The 16,924-nt window shown below is 53.6% G+C and carries 18 protein-coding genes and 1 pseudogene; all 19 read right to left on the bottom strand.

Annotation, left to right across the window (positions count from 1 at the left end):
* Positions 1-7 precede the first annotated feature (7 nt).
* Entirely contained in the window at positions 8-496 is a 489-nt protein-coding gene (locus tag ACYVDM_RS09170; protein ID WP_415786592.1) for a CesT family type III secretion system chaperone, read from the bottom strand.
* Positions 497-829: 333 nt separating this feature from the next.
* Positions 830-1,285, bottom strand: a complete 456-nt coding sequence (locus ACYVDM_RS09165) for a GNAT family N-acetyltransferase (RefSeq protein WP_415786594.1) — start codon at positions 1,283-1,285, stop codon at positions 830-832.
* Between the two features lie 163 nt (positions 1,286-1,448).
* Positions 1,449-2,123: a hypothetical protein gene (locus ACYVDM_RS09160; protein ID WP_415786596.1), complete on the bottom strand. Its 675-nt coding sequence runs from the start codon at positions 2,121-2,123 to the stop codon at positions 1,449-1,451.
* Positions 2,124-2,134: 11 nt separating this feature from the next.
* Complete coding sequence (locus ACYVDM_RS09155) at positions 2,135-2,626, bottom strand: type III secretion system chaperone (RefSeq protein WP_415786598.1); 492 nt, start codon at positions 2,624-2,626, stop codon at positions 2,135-2,137.
* Positions 2,627-2,791: 165 nt separating this feature from the next.
* Positions 2,792-3,385 (bottom strand): DUF4202 domain-containing protein, encoded by a 594-nt coding sequence (locus tag ACYVDM_RS09150; protein WP_415786600.1) that lies wholly within the window; start codon positions 3,383-3,385, stop codon positions 2,792-2,794.
* A 91-nt stretch (positions 3,386-3,476) separates the two neighbouring features.
* Positions 3,477-3,746: a hypothetical protein gene (locus tag ACYVDM_RS09145; protein WP_415786602.1), complete on the bottom strand. Its 270-nt coding sequence runs from the start codon at positions 3,744-3,746 to the stop codon at positions 3,477-3,479.
* A 602-nt stretch (positions 3,747-4,348) separates the two neighbouring features.
* The gene (locus tag ACYVDM_RS09140) at positions 4,349-4,768 is read right to left on the bottom strand and encodes a MaoC family dehydratase (protein ID WP_415786604.1); all 420 of its coding nucleotides are present in this window, start codon (positions 4,766-4,768) and stop codon (positions 4,349-4,351) included.
* A 15-nt stretch (positions 4,769-4,783) separates the two neighbouring features.
* Positions 4,784-5,239 carry a MaoC family dehydratase N-terminal domain-containing protein gene (locus tag ACYVDM_RS09135; protein ID WP_415786606.1) on the bottom strand — a complete coding sequence of 152 codons (456 nt, stop codon included), beginning with the start codon at positions 5,237-5,239 and terminating at the stop codon, positions 4,784-4,786.
* A 104-nt stretch (positions 5,240-5,343) separates the two neighbouring features.
* Entirely contained in the window at positions 5,344-6,303 is a 960-nt protein-coding gene (locus ACYVDM_RS09130; RefSeq protein ID WP_415786608.1) for a tripartite tricarboxylate transporter substrate binding protein, read from the bottom strand.
* Between the two features lie 26 nt (positions 6,304-6,329).
* Entirely contained in the window at positions 6,330-8,027 is a 1,698-nt protein-coding gene (locus ACYVDM_RS09125) for an AMP-binding protein (protein WP_415786610.1), read from the bottom strand.
* Between the two features lie 92 nt (positions 8,028-8,119).
* Positions 8,120-8,953, bottom strand: coding sequence for an SDR family NAD(P)-dependent oxidoreductase (locus ACYVDM_RS09120; protein ID WP_415786612.1), 834 nt, complete (start codon positions 8,951-8,953; stop codon positions 8,120-8,122).
* 45 nt (positions 8,954-8,998) lie between these two features.
* On the bottom strand, positions 8,999-10,186 hold the full coding sequence (locus ACYVDM_RS09115; protein WP_415786614.1) for a lipid-transfer protein: 1,188 nt from the start codon (positions 10,184-10,186) through the stop codon (positions 8,999-9,001).
* A gap of 360 nt (positions 10,187-10,546) precedes the next feature.
* Positions 10,547-11,110, bottom strand: a complete 564-nt coding sequence (locus ACYVDM_RS09110; protein WP_415787093.1) for an IclR family transcriptional regulator domain-containing protein — start codon at positions 11,108-11,110, stop codon at positions 10,547-10,549.
* Positions 11,111-11,158: 48 nt separating this feature from the next.
* Positions 11,159-11,383 (bottom strand): annotated as a pseudogene (locus ACYVDM_RS09105) (helix-turn-helix domain-containing protein); the annotation flags it as partial.
* 146 nt (positions 11,384-11,529) lie between these two features.
* Entirely contained in the window at positions 11,530-12,531 is a 1,002-nt protein-coding gene (locus tag ACYVDM_RS09100; protein WP_415786616.1) for a tripartite tricarboxylate transporter substrate binding protein, read from the bottom strand.
* A 61-nt stretch (positions 12,532-12,592) separates the two neighbouring features.
* Positions 12,593-13,828: a CaiB/BaiF CoA transferase family protein gene (locus tag ACYVDM_RS09095; protein WP_415786618.1), complete on the bottom strand. Its 1,236-nt coding sequence runs from the start codon at positions 13,826-13,828 to the stop codon at positions 12,593-12,595.
* Positions 13,829-13,919: 91 nt separating this feature from the next.
* Positions 13,920-14,699, bottom strand: a complete 780-nt coding sequence (locus ACYVDM_RS09090) for an enoyl-CoA hydratase/isomerase family protein (protein WP_415786620.1) — start codon at positions 14,697-14,699, stop codon at positions 13,920-13,922.
* 21 nt (positions 14,700-14,720) lie between these two features.
* Positions 14,721-15,764 carry an acyl-CoA dehydrogenase family protein gene (locus ACYVDM_RS09085; protein ID WP_415786622.1) on the bottom strand — a complete coding sequence of 348 codons (1,044 nt, stop codon included), beginning with the start codon at positions 15,762-15,764 and terminating at the stop codon, positions 14,721-14,723.
* Positions 15,761-16,909 carry an acyl-CoA dehydrogenase family protein gene (locus tag ACYVDM_RS09080; RefSeq protein ID WP_415786624.1) on the bottom strand — a complete coding sequence of 383 codons (1,149 nt, stop codon included), beginning with the start codon at positions 16,907-16,909 and terminating at the stop codon, positions 15,761-15,763. Before ACYVDM_RS09080 ends, ACYVDM_RS09085 begins: the two co-directional genes overlap by 4 nt.
* Positions 16,910-16,924 lie beyond the last annotated feature (15 nt).

Genomic DNA, 16,924 nt, shown 5'->3' with positions numbered 1-16,924 from the left:
TTTTCCTTTAAACCAAATCTGAGAAATCTTCGGCCTCGATGGCGGCGGGATCCGACGAGGATGAGAAGGTCACGAACTGCTCGATCTCTCCGCTCGCAATGAGTGAGGCGAGTGCATCTACGTGTTCGGCAAACGCGGCCAATGCAGCCGCGAACAGTTGCTCTGTCCAGTTCACCTCGACGGGCATCCACGTCAATCGCAATGCGATCTCCCGGGTGTCAGGCACCAGGCCCACACTCCCTGTGCCAGTCAAGCTGGGAGTCATATTCACCGCCAACAGGGCGCGCAGCGTATTGCCACGCATCGCGTCATCGGCAACGCCCAACACTCCCGTGAATATCAACGCCTCTTCAGGCGCGGGCGTTATACCAAACACACGGCCAGCTTTGGTCTTCAATACCAGTGTCCCGCGCTCGTCAACGACCAGAGGAATATTCAGCGCTTGTTCGAGACAAGTACCCCAATCGCGCAATCGCTGTACCACATCGATAGTCATGTCTGCATCCAATCTGAATTGAGAATGCAGACTGAGTAACGGGCAATGGTGTGCGGTTCCTATTCAATTGATGATCTGGCTGCGTACCGGACGGCAGCGTGGGTATACCATCGTCGTAGAACCCACTCGAATCCGTGTATGACAGCGGGCTATTCCTCACATAGGCATAGCGTTCGTACTTCTGGCAATCGTTAAAGATGGGACGATTACCCTGGTACGTATGCGTCGTGGCGAGGCTGACCGTGAGATTGCTCTCAGCAGATCCATGAGGCGCCGCAAGCTGGCATAGCTACGGGAAGTGGCCGTACAACAACAAATCGATGCCGAATAGATTCACAGGCGCAGTGTCATGAAGACACTATTGGGATCCTCGGCGTACTCGCCAAAAGGCCCGCAATACGTAAAGCCGACGCTCTGGTAGAGCCTTTGGGCAGGCTGAAATGCTTGCATCGTGCCCGTTTCAAGGCTCAAACGCTCGTAGCCTCTCGATCGGGCAGCCTCGATGATATGCGCAAGGATGGCTCGGCCGGCACCTTGGCGACGCAGTGCCTTGGGCGTACGCATGGACTTGATCTCGCCATGCTTGCTGTCGAGTTCTTTGAGGGCGCCACAGCCAAGCAATTGTGTATCTTTCCAAGCAGTCCAGAATGTGATCCCTGGCTTGCGAAGCTTCTCAAGGTCCAGTGCGTGGACGCTCTCCGGTGGCGAGAGTTCGTACATGCTCTGCAAATGTTCATTAAGCAGTGAATGAACCTCATCGCGAGAAAGATCGTCGAGTTCAATTTTCAATTGCTACCCCCATACATAGGTAAATAACGCCATATCCTAGCCGTTTATGAGCGCGGTTGCCGTCAGCAGCGTATTGATGGCTTCGTCCCCATTGATTCACTCTGCTCGCGTAATTTGTAGTGGTCTGATTTGGCTTGGCTATTGGACCGCTATCGGAACGAATTTACACCTGCCTGTGGGGATGCTCCGGCTGAGGCGAAACTTTTTGGGGGTTCGCCGCAGCAGCATTCGCCAGAAGGAGATGCGTCGTCAGAAGAGGGGGCGGAGGGGGCGGCGTCGGATACCAAGAGCGGTAGATGTGGCACGTCAAAGCAGCAACGTCCGAGGCTAAATCAATCACAGGATTATTACCCAGGCTCACGATGGCCGACAATTTTGCGGCGGAAATCGTTGCGCCCGAAAGGTCGCCACATTCAATCGCCGAGGCAAGCCTTGCACACGTCACCAGTCCATTAGTCGCGGCGCCATACCCGCCGATCCCAAAATTCGTACCGAACACACCCGCGAAACCACGATCAAAATTAGATAGCCAATTCAACCCGCTGGTCAACGCCAGCAACCCATTGGTATTCATCACACCACCACGATCAAAACACACCTTGAAAGCATCGAGCATCACGGTAAAATTTTGGAAAGCAGAATAACTAATGATCTCAAAGTAGCAAACCGCCGTCGATTCATCCTTGCTCATCGGACTAAAACCGTTGTTCTCTATATGAGACATAGCAGATCTTAAGTTCTCGAGCCATTTGTATTCGGTGCCAGCGTAATGGGTGTCGTATGGCGCTATCCGACTAACTGCGTCCAATGCAGAAGTAACACTATCGGTACTAAACATTTTATTTTCCTTTAAACCAAATCTGAAAAATCCTCGGCCTCGATGGCGGCGGGATCCGACGATGATGAGAAGGCCACGAGCTGCTCGAGCTCTCCGCTCGCAATGAGTGAGGCAAGGGCATCCACGTGTTCGGCAAACGCGGCCAATGCGGCCGCGAACACCTGTTCTGTCCAGTTCACCTCGGCGGGCATCCACGTCAATCGCAATGCGATCTCCCGGGTTTCGGGCACCAGACCCACACTCCCCGTGCCAGTCAGGCTGGGAGTCATATTCACCGCCAACAAGGCGCGCAGCGTATTGCCACGCATCGCGTCATCGGCGACGCCCAATACTCCCGTGAATATCAACGCCTCTTGGTCAGGCGCGGGCGTTATACCAAACACGTGGCCAGCCTTGGTTTTCAATACCAGTGTCCCGCGCTCGTCAACGACCAGAGGAATATTCAGCGCTTGTTCGAGACCAGTACCCCAATCGCGCAATCGTTGAACCGCATCGATAGTCATGTCTGCTTCCAATCTGAATTGAGAATGCAGACTGAGTAACAGGCAATTGCAGGCGGTTCCTATTCAATTGTTGATCTGGCGATCATCCGATTGAACCGAACTTGGTCATGGACCTGAAAGACACGACGCCTGACGTTTACTTCGCTTCTGCCAGCGCCATTGTGATTACTGCGCAGGCAGTGTCGCCAACGCGTCCTTGATATACGCCAGCCCCTGCTCCGAGTACGGTAACGAGAGCGCCGCCTGGTGCCCCGCCGCATCCATTTTCAGCAAGGATTTCCGCAGGATATTGACGATTTTTTCGGCATTGGATTTGTGAAAATTTTCGTACTGGTATTGGAGAAATACCAGACACAGCGCATTTTCCATCACCTGGACATCAGGATCTTGTTTGATGCCGCTTTTCAGTTGTATGGCGCGCACACGTTCGATAACGTCTGCGCCGTATCCTGTTTGTCGCAGGATTTCGTCGGATTTCCGAGCATGATGGCGCATCAGATCCTTGCGCCACGTAAGATAGCCGATGCGGCCGTCCGGATAGCTTTTGCGCGGGATTTCCCAGCGGCCGATATGCTGACTGCGCGACGCCAGAATCAGCGGTTCGCTGGCATGGGGACAGAGCTTCAATACCCATTCATGCAGTTTCTGCGCGAGAAAGTATTCCTGAGGATAAGTCGCGCCGTCCCATTCGAAAAGATTGGGATCTGCCTTGTTGTAAGCGTCGAAGGCTTGCAGTGCCTGATCTAGTTGGGTATTCATGGTCTCAGAACGGCTGGTCGGGAGGGCGCCCTGGCTGCGAACAAGATGGGGGATGACAGACCGATGTATCCACCCCCCGCCTCGCGAGAACTCAACCCAACTGCTGTCCGAGTCGTGCCTCAATCGCGCGCTTCAACCTATCCAGCGTCTCAGTGGAGTGGGGATCGTCAACGTCGACCAACACGTCGGTCCAGTTCTCTACCGGCCTCGCACCGAGTTGTTCGAAGTACGGGGATTTGGAATCTACCGTCCAAACCGGGACGCTGTGGCCGTCGTCGACTCGGTCTTTGATCGCCCCGACGTACTTTACTTGACGAAAATCACCAGTCGGAATCTGGTTTTCCGTAATTATTCGCTGCATAACAGGCTCCGTCAGGATTAAGTAGATCATGATACCCCACAAGGGGCCACGCATTCGGGTCGCGAAGAAGCGTCGCGTGGGAGGAAGAAAACGCCCATGCTTGAGCACCCTAGCCTCTTTAGCACTCACGCCTGAGGGTAAAGAAGCGGGTGTGCAAACACGTCGTGAGACAACCCACGGCAAACAATAATCTAGAAAAAAAGGGATTAGGCATGAAGAAATTCAAGCTGTGCACTCTGGTCGCAGCCTTGCTCATGGCAGGCACGCTTGTCGGTTGTGGTTCAAGCAGCGACGATGACAACACCAAATCACCCTCCACTGAACCGGAATCATCTCCCGGAACTTCTCCCGAGTCTCCTCCCGAAGAGCCCGCCCCCAAGCCCGAACTTGGGTCTGGCGGACTCCAATGCCTTGCGCGGACAGAACCTGAACTTGACCCTGAACTACGACGGCCTGTCGACCACGCGTGATAGCCGTATCCCTGCCCAAACCCCGTAACACGGCCATCAAAGACGAGTATCCGCCCTTAATGGATATATCCAGGGATCGTGCATGAAAGTCGATGGACGAGGTCTGGTCGATCCGTAACGGTGCCCAGAGGCTCACACTGCCGCTACCACTGCGTGACCCGTAATTTTCACCTCACCCTTTTGATTCAGACATTGCACCTCCACACGCAATCGTTGTTCGCCATTCACCTCGAAACGCTCGACTATCTTGCCGATACAAGTCGGCTCATCGTGTACGTGCGTTACACCGGTAAAACGAATCGTTAGTTCACGCATGCGGTCTTGCCCTGCCCAGTCAGTAATCAGACGGCCGACATAGGCGGCCGAAAGCATGCCATGAGCAAACACATCATCAAGACCAGCACTCCGAGCAAAATCAATGTCGATATGCATCGGGTTGTGATCACCGGATGCACCGGCATATAGCGCCAGCATCGTCCGTGAAATGGGGGGAAGTCGCAACGACGTAATACTGTCACCTACATTCAATTGATCGATACTCGAAGTATGCATACAGCCCAATCCTATTTATGCAGAAATATGAAGTTGACGCTGAACCAGACACTTGCGGGTATCAGCTACATGTACCCCGTCCTGATTGGTAATTCTCGATTCGGAAACAACAAACTCTAGTGCGCCATTCTTCTTATCGTAGATGTCCGCTAACTTGGTCTCGTAAGTCAGCGTGTCCCCTACATAGGCCGGCGCGTGATATACGAAAGTCTGTTCAGCATGCAAGATGCGGCGGACGTCGAACTGCACGATCTGCCTAACAGCTGCACCCAATCCGAGCCTGCTTTCTAAGCAGAAAAAGAAAGCCGGAGGCACTCGCACTGCGGGTAAGCCCGCTTTGCGGGCTTCGTGCGGATCGCGGTAGATCGGATTCGATTCACCAATAGCTTTGGCATAATCCTGCAACGAGCAGAGCTCCACGGTAATGCTACGACAACCAAAATCATGGCCTATAAGCGCTTTGTCAAACATGCTTTTCCTTAAATCAACGGCTGCAGTTGGAGATAGCAACGCAAATTAAATAGAAATCACGTTCACGGAACTCAGTCGCAATAGAAACTGGAAACCCTCCAGAATCATTTGTATTCCAGCAACGGAAGAATTTCTTTGTACCGCTGTGCCTCGCTTTCGTAAAACTTAACCGCCTTTTCCCCAGTTAGAGCGATTAATTGACTAGTAGGATTATTCTTTGCTGCGAACGAACGAAAATCCTCGGAAACCAAAATAGTCCTGATTACTTTTTCTAACTTGTCGACAATAGGTTCAGGCGTTTGGCTGCGAACTACCACACCGACCCAGATCGTAAAGTGGTAATCCGAATTGATGCTTTCACCCACCGTAGGTACGTTAGGCAGGGCGGGCAAAGGCTTGGCTGTCGTCGTTGCTAACGCTCTGATTTTTCCATCCCTCACCATGGGCAACGCCGCACCGACATCCACCAAGCCGACATCGGTCGTCTCCCCAATCACATCGTTAATTAACTGCGGGAATGCTTTATAAGGAATCAAACGAAATTTGATACCTCCGCTTTGTCCCATCATGAGCGCACCCAAGCGATAAGTGCTGCTATATAGTCCCAAGGTCACGGACTCTGGTTTTTCACGGCTGGCTTGAACGACCTCGGATATGGTGTTGAAGCGTGACTTCGGTCCCACTGCCAGGAGCAAAGGCCCTTGACTGATTATCGCGATCGAGCGGAAATCCTTCAAAGGATCGTATTTGGCTGCTTTATTCGTCGCCGGTGCGTTTACCGTGGTCAAGCTGCTAAACCCCAGCGTGTATCCGTCCGCCGGTGCGTTCAGAACGCTTTGTGTCGCGACCAACGCGTCTGCGCCTGGCTTGCTTTCTACTATCACGGGTTGGCCGAGCGCGGCGGACATCCGCTCAGCCAGCGCGCGAAAGATGGCGTCTCCGCTACTGCCAGGGCCGATCGGCACCACCATGCGCAAGGGGCGGGCAGGATAATCTTGAGCCCAGGCGGGCTGAATGAGTATGACTGCGAAGAACAACACTGAAGAAAAATATTTAAGAAACATGGCCGTATCTCCTGAAATTTCGTTTTTTATTCTGGACTCATCATGCGGTCCAACCTATCTTGATGAGCCTGCAACACCTTCCACTGAATCTTGCCCGTGGAACTTTTTGGCAAGGCGTTTACGAACTCGATCATGCGAGGCACTTTGTAGGCCGCCATGCTGGCTCGGCACCATTGCTCAAGTTCCGCTGGAGTCAAATTGCTTCCAAGAACCGGTTGCAATACCACCAAAGCTTTCACGGTTTCCCCACGCCGTGTATCCCGTGCTGAAATAACACAAGCATCTTGAACTAATGGATGTTCATGCAATACATATTCAATCTCTCCCGGCCAGACTTTGAGGCCAGAAGCGTTGATCATGCGTTTCAGACGATCGGTGATATAGAAGTAGCCTTCGTCATCGTAGTAGCCGATGTCGCCGGTACGAACAAAAGGCTTACCATCTATTTCGATCATGGCGGCCCGGGTGTCCTGCGGCAGGTTCCAGTAACCCAGAAACAGAGTCACTGTATTCGACACCAATTCACCTTCCTGATTGGGGCCTAACTCTGCCCCAGTTTCAAGATCTAGCACGCGAGAATCCACGTTAATTTGTGGAATACCCGCACAATGACGGCGTGTCGCATGGGGCGGATTGAGATGCGTCGGACCACAGGTCTCGGTCATTCCATAGCTTTCCAACAGTGGTACGTGAAAGTAATGCTCAATGGCATTCGCGAGGGACTCAGGAATATGGGTCCCTCCTGCCATCACCCCTCTAACCGACGACATGTCACGCCACGGACTCGCTTTCAACAGCTCCACCATCTCCGCCATCATGGTAGCCACGCCGCCCACAATTGCGACGCTCCTTCGCTCTATCAACTCCAATGCGGCAACGGCGTCCCAACGTGTCAGCCAAATCATGCAGCGACCCGACGCCAGCGCGGTATTCATCTGACCCATGCCAGCCAAATGGTTGGCTGGCAACGCGGCCAGACTGGTTGGTACATCGCTCAGGCCGAGCCACAACATTCGCTGCTCAACTGAATGTACTAGTGCTCGATGACTGAGCATGGCGCCTTTGGGCTTTCCTGTAGTGCCTGACGTGTATGCAATCACAGCCAGATCACTACCTTTAGCACTTGAACTCGAAGGCGTTAGGCCTGCCGCCAACGCTCCGGGGAACGCGTGCAGACCACGTTGCGGCGACACTGAAAATGGAGCGCTGACAACTTGGGGAATCCGTATGTACGGTACGTGCTCAGCGTCTCCGGCATACTCCGAATATGCCCCGACCACACAGCTTGCCAAGATGCCGTTGCTCAACAAGGGCAACGCCGCCGGCAGCAAATCCTGCGTCGCAATCAGGACCGTCGCACCGCAGTCCGTGGCGTAGTGTTCGATTTCGTCGGTGGCACTCATCGGGCTGAGCGCCACCACCACCGCATCACAACGTAAAATAGCGTAATACGCGATGGCGAATTGTGGACAGTTCTGCATCAGCAGCAGCACTCGGTCGCCCCGGTGAATGTTTAACCGCTTTTGCAAATATCCGGCTAGTCGCGTGGCACCTTGGTACAACTCCTGGTAATTGATCAATCGCCCGTAATACTCGATGGCTGGCTTGCACGGCTGACTGATTGCGTATTGAGCCAGATGATCAAATAGATTTCTATCTGGCACAGCCAGCGTGTGTGGAACACCTGTCGGCCAATGGGCAAGGTGTCTAGTCAATTGCGGCATCGAAGTGTCTCCTTGATGTGCGGTTGAAAAGCCCGTACCAATCCGCAATGTGGGCTGTGCAACCTACGCGACGCAGTCATTTTGCTGTTCGCTCAGAAGCCGCCGCGCCCGCCTCCGCAAATTATGGTTTGACCGGTAACGTAATCTGACTCAGGGATGCAGAACATGTAGATCGCGCCCGCAGCCTCTTCCACAGTTCCCATACGACCAAACGGAATCGTGGCCGACAGAGGTTGTGCACTTGGGTTGACAGGAATACCCACCTTTACCTCGTGTCCATCCACCATAATGGTCTTTTTTTCCGGGACTCGCTCCGTCAGACGTGTGGCGATTGCTCCGTAGGCTACGCAGTTGACGTTAACCCTGAGGCGTCCCCACTCCTTAGCCAGCGTCTTTGTCAAACCCATGACACCTGACTTAGCCGATGCGTAGTTGATTTGCCCGGCGTTGCCCTGTGTACCGGAGATCGATGAAATATTGACCACCTTACGGAACACTTCCTTGCTCTGGTCGGCCTCCGCTTTGCTCATATCACGGAAGTAAGGTTGCACAGCGCGCAGCAGCCGGAACGGCGCCTTCAGATGGCAGTCGATGATCGCTTCGAACTGTTCGTCAGTCATCTTCTGTATAACGTTGTCCCACGTGTAGCCAGCGTTATTGACAATGATGTCGATAGCACCAAGGCGATCCAGCGTAGCCTGCACCAAACGCGTACCGAAATCAGGCTTTGTCACACTATATGGAAACGCCATCCCTTTTCTTCCCATTGCTTCGATTTCGGCCACCACTTCATTGCACGAATCCTCATCAAGATCGTTGACGACCACATTGGCACCTTCCCGTGCGAACTTGAGCGCAGTGGCCTTCCCGATACCTCGACCAGCGCCAGTAACGATGCCAACTTTGCCCTCCAACGGTTTACTCATAATGATGTTCCCTCCTCTGATCCGGTTTAAAAGCTGCAATAAGTCTTAATTCTTGCCATACAGGGTCACCACACAAGCGCCGCCCAAGCCGATGTTGTGCTGCAGGGCAAGTTTCACCCCGGTGACCTGTCGTTTGTCGGCCGTACCACGTAGCTGATTCGTCAATTCATAGCATTGCGCCAAACCCGTGGCGCCGAGCGGGTGCCCTTTGGACAACAATCCACCTGATGGATTGGTCACCACTTTTCCGCCGAACGTGTTGTCACCATCCATGACGAACTTCTCGCCCTCTCCGACGGGACAAAGGCCCAGAGCTTCGTAAGTCAACAGTTCATTGTGTGCAAAGCAATCATGCAGCTCACACACCTTGATGTCTTCCGGGCCTACGCCGGCTGCTTCGTAGACGTGCATGGCAGCCGCCTGGGTCATGTGCGAACCGACAAAACTGATCATCGAAGGCGGGTCGTAAGCATCCTCGGAGTCTGTGGTCAGAGCTTGAGCTAGTATTTGCACATCACTACGCAGACCATGTTTTTTGGCGAAACGCTCCGAAACAATGAGTGCGGCGGCCGCACCACAAGTGGGCGGACACGCCATAAGGCGCGTCATGACACCGGGCCACATAACCTTATCGCTCATCACTTCTTCTGTAGTGAGGATTTTCTTGAAGATTGCCAATGGATTATTGGCAGCATGGCGGCTAGCCTTAGCACGGATAGCAGCAAACGTATCCATCTTGGTGCCATATCGCTGCATGTGTTCGCGCCCTGCACCACCAAAGTTACGAAGCGCTAGTGGCAAATCTGGTACATCGCTTGTGAGCTCATTCACGATCGACATAAAACGCGCTCGCGTCCGAGGACGGTCATCCCAATGTGATTTAAGTGCGCCCGGTTGCATTTGTTCGAAGCCCAGTGCCAGTACGCAGTCTGCTCCTCCCAGTTCCACCATCTGACGCGCCAAGTACAGCGCGGTCGAGCCGGTTGCGCAATTGTTGTTGACATTCACAATCGGAATTCCGCTCATGCCTATTTCATACAGCGCTGACTGGCCACATGTGGAATCGCCGTAGACGTAGCCAACATAAGCTTGTTGTACCTTGTCGTAGCTTAGCCCGGCGTCGTTAAGGGCGAGGCGCACGGCTTCGGCTGCCATCTCCACGTAACTCGGGCTGGCGCCAGGCTTGGAAAATTGAATCATGCCCACACCGCCAACAATTACTTTTTCAAGCATTTCTTAACTCCTACCATGAATAAACTCCGTGAATCAGAAAGGCAGTGGTGCAGCATCTTCACGGCAGAGCCACCACTGGGTTCTGTGATGACCAACGCCGGAATGATTTCATCAGCCTAATCCTTCAATCAGCCGTCTCATGCTTTCGAGTGGGCGTTGAAGAGAATTCCAATACCTAGGCTATCCGGTGACCTTATTTTCATAAGCGTACGGTCTGCCGTCTCGTTGAGTTGCGAGTATTCCTGTACTTGTGCCAGATTTCCATCCATCTGTTCCAAGAAGCGGAATATCAGCCTGCTGCTCGGCCGCAAACTTGGGCCTCGCGAGATGATGCGCGAATACGCGCCACGACACCTTGACTCAGTTTCGTGCGCCCGACTGTTCGTACTCGCTCCAGACAGCCTGAATATCCGCCACGAGCTTATGCAGAACCGGGACAAAATGCGAAACCATTTTTCCTCCGTCCAGGTCTCCAGTGGAAACACTTAAGCTAACGGCATACGTAATACCGTCGGGACCAACTAGCGTGCAAGCAATACCCTCAAGGCCCAGTGAAGTGGAATGGCAATAGCCGTAGCGAGCCAACATGGTCAGTGACTTCTTGATAGCCGCCTGGTGCTCTGGCCATTTTTGACCGCTGGCCTTCGCCAGCCGTGCCAACAGATCCCTTTGTGGCGGGCCTCGCAGAGATCCGATGTAGGAGTGGCCCGCCGAACTCGTGGCCATGGAAAGCCGTTTGCCGGCCGCAATCTCACGTCGCAACGGTCCTCGTGATTCACGAAAGGTATCAAGGTAAATCATCGAAAGATCATCCGCGATCGACAGCGCCACATTCACCCGCAACCCTGTGGCAACCTGGCGCATTAACGGCAACGCTAGATTCAGTTCGGAACGACCCACATGAAAGGTACGCGCAAGTGCCAAAACTACCGGTCCAAGGCGATACCCCTCTGAACCACGTTCGTACTCCAGAAATCCTGACATGACCAGAGAGTGGGTCAAACGACTTACGGTTGAACGGGGTAGATTCGTGCGCTCCGCTAGCTGTGCATTCGTCAATATCGGCGCGCCTGCGGCGAATGCACGCAAAAGACCCAAGCCGCGCTCCAATGATTGCGCTCTACCGGAAGTACGAGTGAATGCGCCGCTTTCGCGTGTCAGGCGGCGCGTCGAAAAGGGCGTATTTTCCTTGTCCATCTGAGCCTAGGGATTAAGATAAAAATACCTTGAACTGGGGGAGTTGATTCTGAAGCGTGGAGCTTCTGATCCTATGACGATACCAGCCAGCGTTAACTCCTCTAGCCTATGGTCCGGGTTTTTAAAAGTCCCTCCAAAGATCATTCCTAGAGCTCGATGGATTTGATTATTTTTCTGTACTTGCTAATTTCATTCCGATAATAGTCATCGGAATACTTTCCGGTATTTCCAACATTGTCAGACTCAGGCCTGTTTTTTCGAAAGTAATCTTTATATTCGCCCATACTGAATACTTCCGCCAAGCCGGATTTAAGTTTTTTGATCACATCTGCCGGCGTACCCTTCTTTACGCCAAACCCCGTCCAGACAAATAACTCGTAGTCCTTTTTCAAAATCTCCCGGACCGTTGGGACTTCCGGCAAAGAACCCAGTCTCTGATCCCCCGCTATCGCAAGGGCTCGCAGCCTGCCCGACCGTATCAAAGGTAGCGCAGCGCCACCGTCAACCAACGCAGCATCTATCGTCTGTCCCATCAAATCATTAATGACCTGTCCGAATGCTTTGTAGTTGATGAGAGTAAATTTTGAATCGGAAATTTTTTCAAAATACTTGACACCAATACGATAGCTATTCGCGTACGCAGCAAAATTAATAGAATTTGAGTTCTCTTTCGACTCGCCAAGAAGTTCGTCCAGCGATTTAAATCTTGAATTCTCCGATGTAACGATCATCGCTGGCGTTCGGCTAGTCATTCCGATCGGAATGATATCTTCCATCGGATCATACTTTGCCGCCTCGTTTGTAAAAGGAACCGTAACGAGCGACAAGCTAGTCAGAATTATGCTGTAGCCATCTGCCGGCGCTTGCAGAACGCTTTGTGTGGCAATCCATGAATCAGCCCCTGGCTTATTTTCCACGATAACCGGAACTTTCAACTTTTCTTGCAACAGATCGGCCACATATCGGACCGTCGTATCTCCTCCGCTTCCGGCCCCAACCGAAACAACAATTCGTATTGTCCTTGTCGGAAAGGAATCCGCGTTTGCGATCAACGGAAATGCCATAAGCCTGGCCCCAAGCAAGGATAGAATCAACGAGCTTGAGAACTTACGACGACCAGCACGGTATGAATGTTCAGATGAACTCATGTGCGTCTCCAGTTTTTGCTTGATTAAATTAGGAAAATTCGCAATACCGACAATCGGCAGTTCATTTACCGATCTCACTCTTCTGCGGCATGGATTCGTAGGCAGCGCCGCAAGAAAGGAGAGCCTCAATTTCCCCCTCATCGAGTCCCGCCTCTTTGAGCACTTGCCGCGTATCTTGCCCCAGACGGCTAACAGAATGGAGCACCGGCAATTGGCCGTTGAAACGCACACCCGGCGTACTCAGCCGGGCGGAGCCCTTGTTGTCCGCTTCGGGTAGATCTTGGAAAAAACCGACAGCGTTCAAATGCGGGTCATCGAGCACTCGATCCAAATCGGTGATAGGGCCAGAAGGAATATCCAAACGTTGGCAAGTATCAAGCCAGTCCTGTGACGTGCGTGTTGTCGCGGCGTCGCCAACAATTGCGTACAGGGCTTCAATGTGTTGAGTTCGGCTCGCCATGGACTGAAACCGTGAATCAACAGCCAACTCCTTCTTTCCGATCTCAGTAAAGAAGCGTTCCCATTGAGCGGTGGTATAGGGCATCAAGCACACATATCCATCTAGCGTGCGATAAGGACGACGCCAGCGTGCCAAGACACGCGCATAGCCGATGCCACTTTCGGGTGGTACGAAGGCATTGCCTCCCCTATGCTCAAGCAGCGTGAAGTCGACCATGCTTTCGAACATCGGTACTTCGACGGCCTGGCCTTCACCTGTTCGCTCACGCGCCCAGAGTGCGGTCAGAATCGCTAGGCCACCCACCAAGCCAGAGATCTTGTCGGCTGCCACGGTTGGCAGATATTGCATTTCGTCCGTTTGTCGACGCATCAGGTCAGCCAAACCGCACATACCCTGGATGATGTCATCGTAGGCCGGTCGGCCACTATAAGGTCCTACCTCGGAAAATCCGGTCAGGCTGACGCAAATGAGACGCGGAAAGCGCGTTCGGATCGTTTCGGAATCAAGCCCTAACGCCCGAATTTTCTGCGGCCTGATGTTGTGCATAAACACGTCGGCACCGTCGAGCAGCTTGAACAAAGCGTCACGCCCCGCGGCCTGCTTAAGATTCAAAACAACGCTGCGCTTGTTTCGATTAATGGTTATATAGCTACCGGCCAGGCCTCGCTCTCGCGCGACTCCGGTCGTGCGTGTCGAATCGCCTTCGGGAGACTCTACCTTGATAACGTCGGCACCGTAGTCAGCCAGCCAACGGCTGGCAAACGGGCCAAACATTACAGTACTGAGATCAACGACCCGCAAGCCTTTCAGGGGCGGGCGGCCGGGAATACAGCTCATATTGGTCAACTTTTAAAAAAGCTAGAAGGCTTATTCAGATAAACAACGCGTCTACTCGCGCAGCGTGCTTATCCCATCCAGAAGGCAAAGTTCACTGGCCACGAAAATTCGGCATGACACGCTGCAACATGGCGGCCGAACCCTCCTTGAAATCGTCCATCAAAAACTGCCAGGATTGTTCGGTAAGTTCGCGCTCTGTTGCGCGCTCTACTTCCTCCGCCAGACCACGCCGCAACGTTTCCCGCACTGACATCACAGATTTCGGCGCCGACGCCGCAATTTCCTTCGCCAACTGCCAAGCTGCATGTCCTACTTCCGACTGCTGCACCAGCACGTCAGCCAAACCTATGCGTACAGCCTCAGCGCCACTAATACGGCGACCTGTATAGATCAACAACGCCGTCTGCTGATGGCCGATCGCACGTGGCAGCGTCGCTGTCAGCCCGAAGCCCGGGTGAGTCCCAAGGCGAGTAAAGTTGGCGCTAAAACGTGCCTGATCACAGGTGACTCGAAAGTCAGCCATCATGGCCAGACCCAGGCCTCCTCCAATCGCCGCACCATGCACCGCCGCAATAATCGGCTTGCGCGTGCGAAACAGGCGCGCCGCCTGCTTGTAGATGTTGCCTCCCGAGCGCACGATAGTTCCGCCCTCACGCGGCTTGGAGAAGTCGGCTCCGGCACAGAAAGACTTGCCTTCAGCAGCCACCACGATCGTTCGGCATTTTGAGTCTTCATCTAGTTTCTCGAACGCGTCCGCCAACTGAGCAACCAGTTGCGCGTCAAGGTGGTTATGCGGCGAACGGAGAATCGTGACAGTGGCGACAAACTGGTCGCATTGCACAGACAAATCGTTGTTTTTGATATCGTTCACGAGTAAATCTCCCTGCGCGTTTCAGTGATAGATCGTCAGGTCGGCCCACAGAGCCTTGCCGCCTCGAGCGATCGCCTCGCGCCCCAATTTTTCCGCCCATTCAGAATCGCCGCCAAACTCAGCACGCCAGGACCACAAACGACGAGTGGCAAAGTGCAGTGTGTGCTCGTAAGTGAATCCGATCGCGCCATGCACTTGGTGCGCAATACCTGCTACTACGCTGGCGGCTTGACCGCACACGACCTTGGCGATCATCGCCTGGCGCTCCCAATTGGGACTCTCCATCGCGTCACAGGCCGTAGCAACGGCCATGCGTGCAGCCACCACATGATTGGCCATCAAACTCAGCTGTTGCTGAATCGCCTGAAATTTCCCGATAGGCTTTCCAAACTGCACCCGGTCACTCGCATACTGCACGCTTTGATTCAAAATGCGCTCTAGCACGCCTGATATCTGAATGGACGTCAACAAAGCACCAAGCAGCTTTGGATCGCCCCCATATCCTCTGCACTGTGCGACAACTGGAGTCCCCTCGAACACCAGTGTGTCGCGAGGTTCTGCGGCGGCGTTCGTCGCCTGTTCGACCTGTACGCCTTCGGAGGGCAACAGCAGCCATACTGGGGAATCGTCGCTCTCATTGCGCACAGCAACCAGCACGTGTTTGATACAACGTCCCCATGGGGCCGAGACTTTGCCCGTAAAGTACCCTGCTCCATGTGACGCGAATTCCACTTCGCCTTTTGGCAAGGCAAGACACATGGCCCCACGCGGCACAGCAATACCCAGTTGACTCAGGATCCAGCCCGCAAGGACCGTTTCAACAAAAGCCACGGGCGTTAAGTTCTTGCTTGCTGCCAGCAATACGGGTAATGCTTCGCTCCATGAAGCAGACGCGCCTTCGTCGCTCTCGGTAACCAACACACGCGTGAGTCCACTATCTTCAAGCTGAGCCCAGAGTTCCGTCGACCATTGACCGGACTCCATGAGCTCGATTTGAGCGACAGTCACTTCGTTTGCAAAAATTCGACCGGCACTTTCTGCCAGCATGATTTCCAGCTCACTCATTTCAGTCCCAACCCTTTTGCGACGATTCCTCGCAGAATTTCACGCGTTCCTCCGCGGATCGAATAGCAAACGGAATATTGCGTCCAGAACGTCTGCGCGCGCTGGAACGAATCGCCGGCTTGCCGCAGTTCTTCGCCAAACAGCTTGTGTGCCAACTGTGGAATGCTCTGCTCGTGCACACCGCCCAGGTCTTTCACTATCGACGTGGCCAGACGCGGGTCTTCTCCACACGTGAGCATTTGACCAATGCCGCGCGACATAGCACGCAGATTGCTTAGTTCCGCCAGGGCTAAGCCCAATTCCACGGCTTGCAACCGATCGTTTTCATCGGCGCGGTCCAGCATCTCCGACAACAGAGGAAGGCTGCTTAGATAGCGATCGGGGCCGCTGCGCTCGAAGACCAGTTCAGTAGTGACCTGCTTCCACCCCTCACCTTCTTGACCGATCAGATGGGTATCCGGTACGAAGACATCGTCAAAAATTACCTCGGCAAAGCCATCGCCTCCCACCATGTTCCGAATCGGGCGGACGGTAATATTGGGTGATTTCATATCCACCACGAACTGAGACAAGCCAGCGTGTTTACTCGGCAAGCCTTGTGCGGTGCGTACCAGTGCGCTCATATAGTGAGTCTTATGCGCATGAGACGTCCAAACTTTGCTTCCATTGATGACCCACCCCCCAGACACGCGCTCAGCACGCGTACGGATAGAAGCCAGATCGGAGCCCGAATCAGGCTCGCTCAGGCCAATGCAGAAATAGATCTCGCCTTTAGCTATGCGCGGCACAATAGCGTCGCACAGCTCAGGTGTTCCATAGCGCATGAGCAACGGACCACACTGTCGTTCGGCCACCCAATGTGCGGACAGAGGAGCGCCTACGGCTAGTAGCTCCTCTAACACCACGAAGCGCTCCAACATCGGGCGATCACGCCCACCATACTGCTTGGGCCAAGTCATTCCCAACCAACCCGCTTCCCCTAATTTTCGGGTGAACTCAGGACAGAACTCATTCCAATACCAAGCCGAACGCGAATCTCTTGGTCCTAGGTTTTCGGCCAGAAATTGCCGTATTTCACGTCGGACTTGTTCTTGTGCCGGCGTACTGCTGGCGGGTTTGATGGCAATCTGTGGTGCTATATCCATAGAGCTTCTTTTATG

The organism is Bordetella tumulicola (assembly GCF_054779135.1).
Note: the sequence above shows the minus strand (reverse complement) of the source record. Positions and strands in the feature narration are given on the sequence as shown.

What these genes read in the sequence shown, in the direction of transcription:
- ACYVDM_RS09145 (WP_415786602.1), bottom strand. Translation starts at nt 3,746, where the DNA reads ATGCAGCGAATAATTACGGAAAACCAGATTCCGACTGGTGATTTTCGT.
- ACYVDM_RS09100 (WP_415786616.1), bottom strand. Translation starts at nt 12,531, where the DNA reads ATGAGTTCATCTGAACATTCATACCGTGCTGGTCGTCGTAAGTTCTCA.
- ACYVDM_RS09120 (WP_415786612.1), bottom strand. Translation starts at nt 8,953, where the DNA reads ATGAGTAAACCGTTGGAGGGCAAAGTTGGCATCGTTACTGGCGCTGGT.
- ACYVDM_RS09160 (WP_415786596.1), bottom strand. Translation starts at nt 2,123, where the DNA reads ATGTTTAGTACCGATAGTGTTACTTCTGCATTGGACGCAGTTAGTCGG.
- ACYVDM_RS09140 (WP_415786604.1), bottom strand. Translation starts at nt 4,768, where the DNA reads ATGCATACTTCGAGTATCGATCAATTGAATGTAGGTGACAGTATTACG.
- ACYVDM_RS09115 (WP_415786614.1), bottom strand. Translation starts at nt 10,186, where the DNA reads ATGCTTGAAAAAGTAATTGTTGGCGGTGTGGGCATGATTCAATTTTCC.
- ACYVDM_RS09150 (WP_415786600.1), bottom strand. Translation starts at nt 3,385, where the DNA reads ATGAATACCCAACTAGATCAGGCACTGCAAGCCTTCGACGCTTACAAC.
- ACYVDM_RS09135 (WP_415786606.1), bottom strand. Translation starts at nt 5,239, where the DNA reads ATGTTTGACAAAGCGCTTATAGGCCATGATTTTGGTTGTCGTAGCATT.
- ACYVDM_RS09085 (WP_415786622.1), bottom strand. Translation starts at nt 15,764, where the DNA reads ATGAGTGAGCTGGAAATCATGCTGGCAGAAAGTGCCGGTCGAATTTTT.
- ACYVDM_RS09155 (WP_415786598.1), bottom strand. Translation starts at nt 2,626, where the DNA reads ATGACTATCGATGCGGTTCAACGATTGCGCGATTGGGGTACTGGTCTC.
- ACYVDM_RS09170 (WP_415786592.1), bottom strand. Translation starts at nt 496, where the DNA reads ATGACTATCGATGTGGTACAGCGATTGCGCGATTGGGGTACTTGTCTC.
- ACYVDM_RS09130 (WP_415786608.1), bottom strand. Translation starts at nt 6,303, where the DNA reads ATGTTTCTTAAATATTTTTCTTCAGTGTTGTTCTTCGCAGTCATACTC.
- ACYVDM_RS09125 (WP_415786610.1), bottom strand. Translation starts at nt 8,027, where the DNA reads ATGCCGCAATTGACTAGACACCTTGCCCATTGGCCGACAGGTGTTCCA.
- ACYVDM_RS09095 (WP_415786618.1), bottom strand. Translation starts at nt 13,828, where the DNA reads ATGAGCTGTATTCCCGGCCGCCCGCCCCTGAAAGGCTTGCGGGTCGTT.
- ACYVDM_RS09080 (WP_415786624.1), bottom strand. Translation starts at nt 16,909, where the DNA reads ATGGATATAGCACCACAGATTGCCATCAAACCCGCCAGCAGTACGCCG.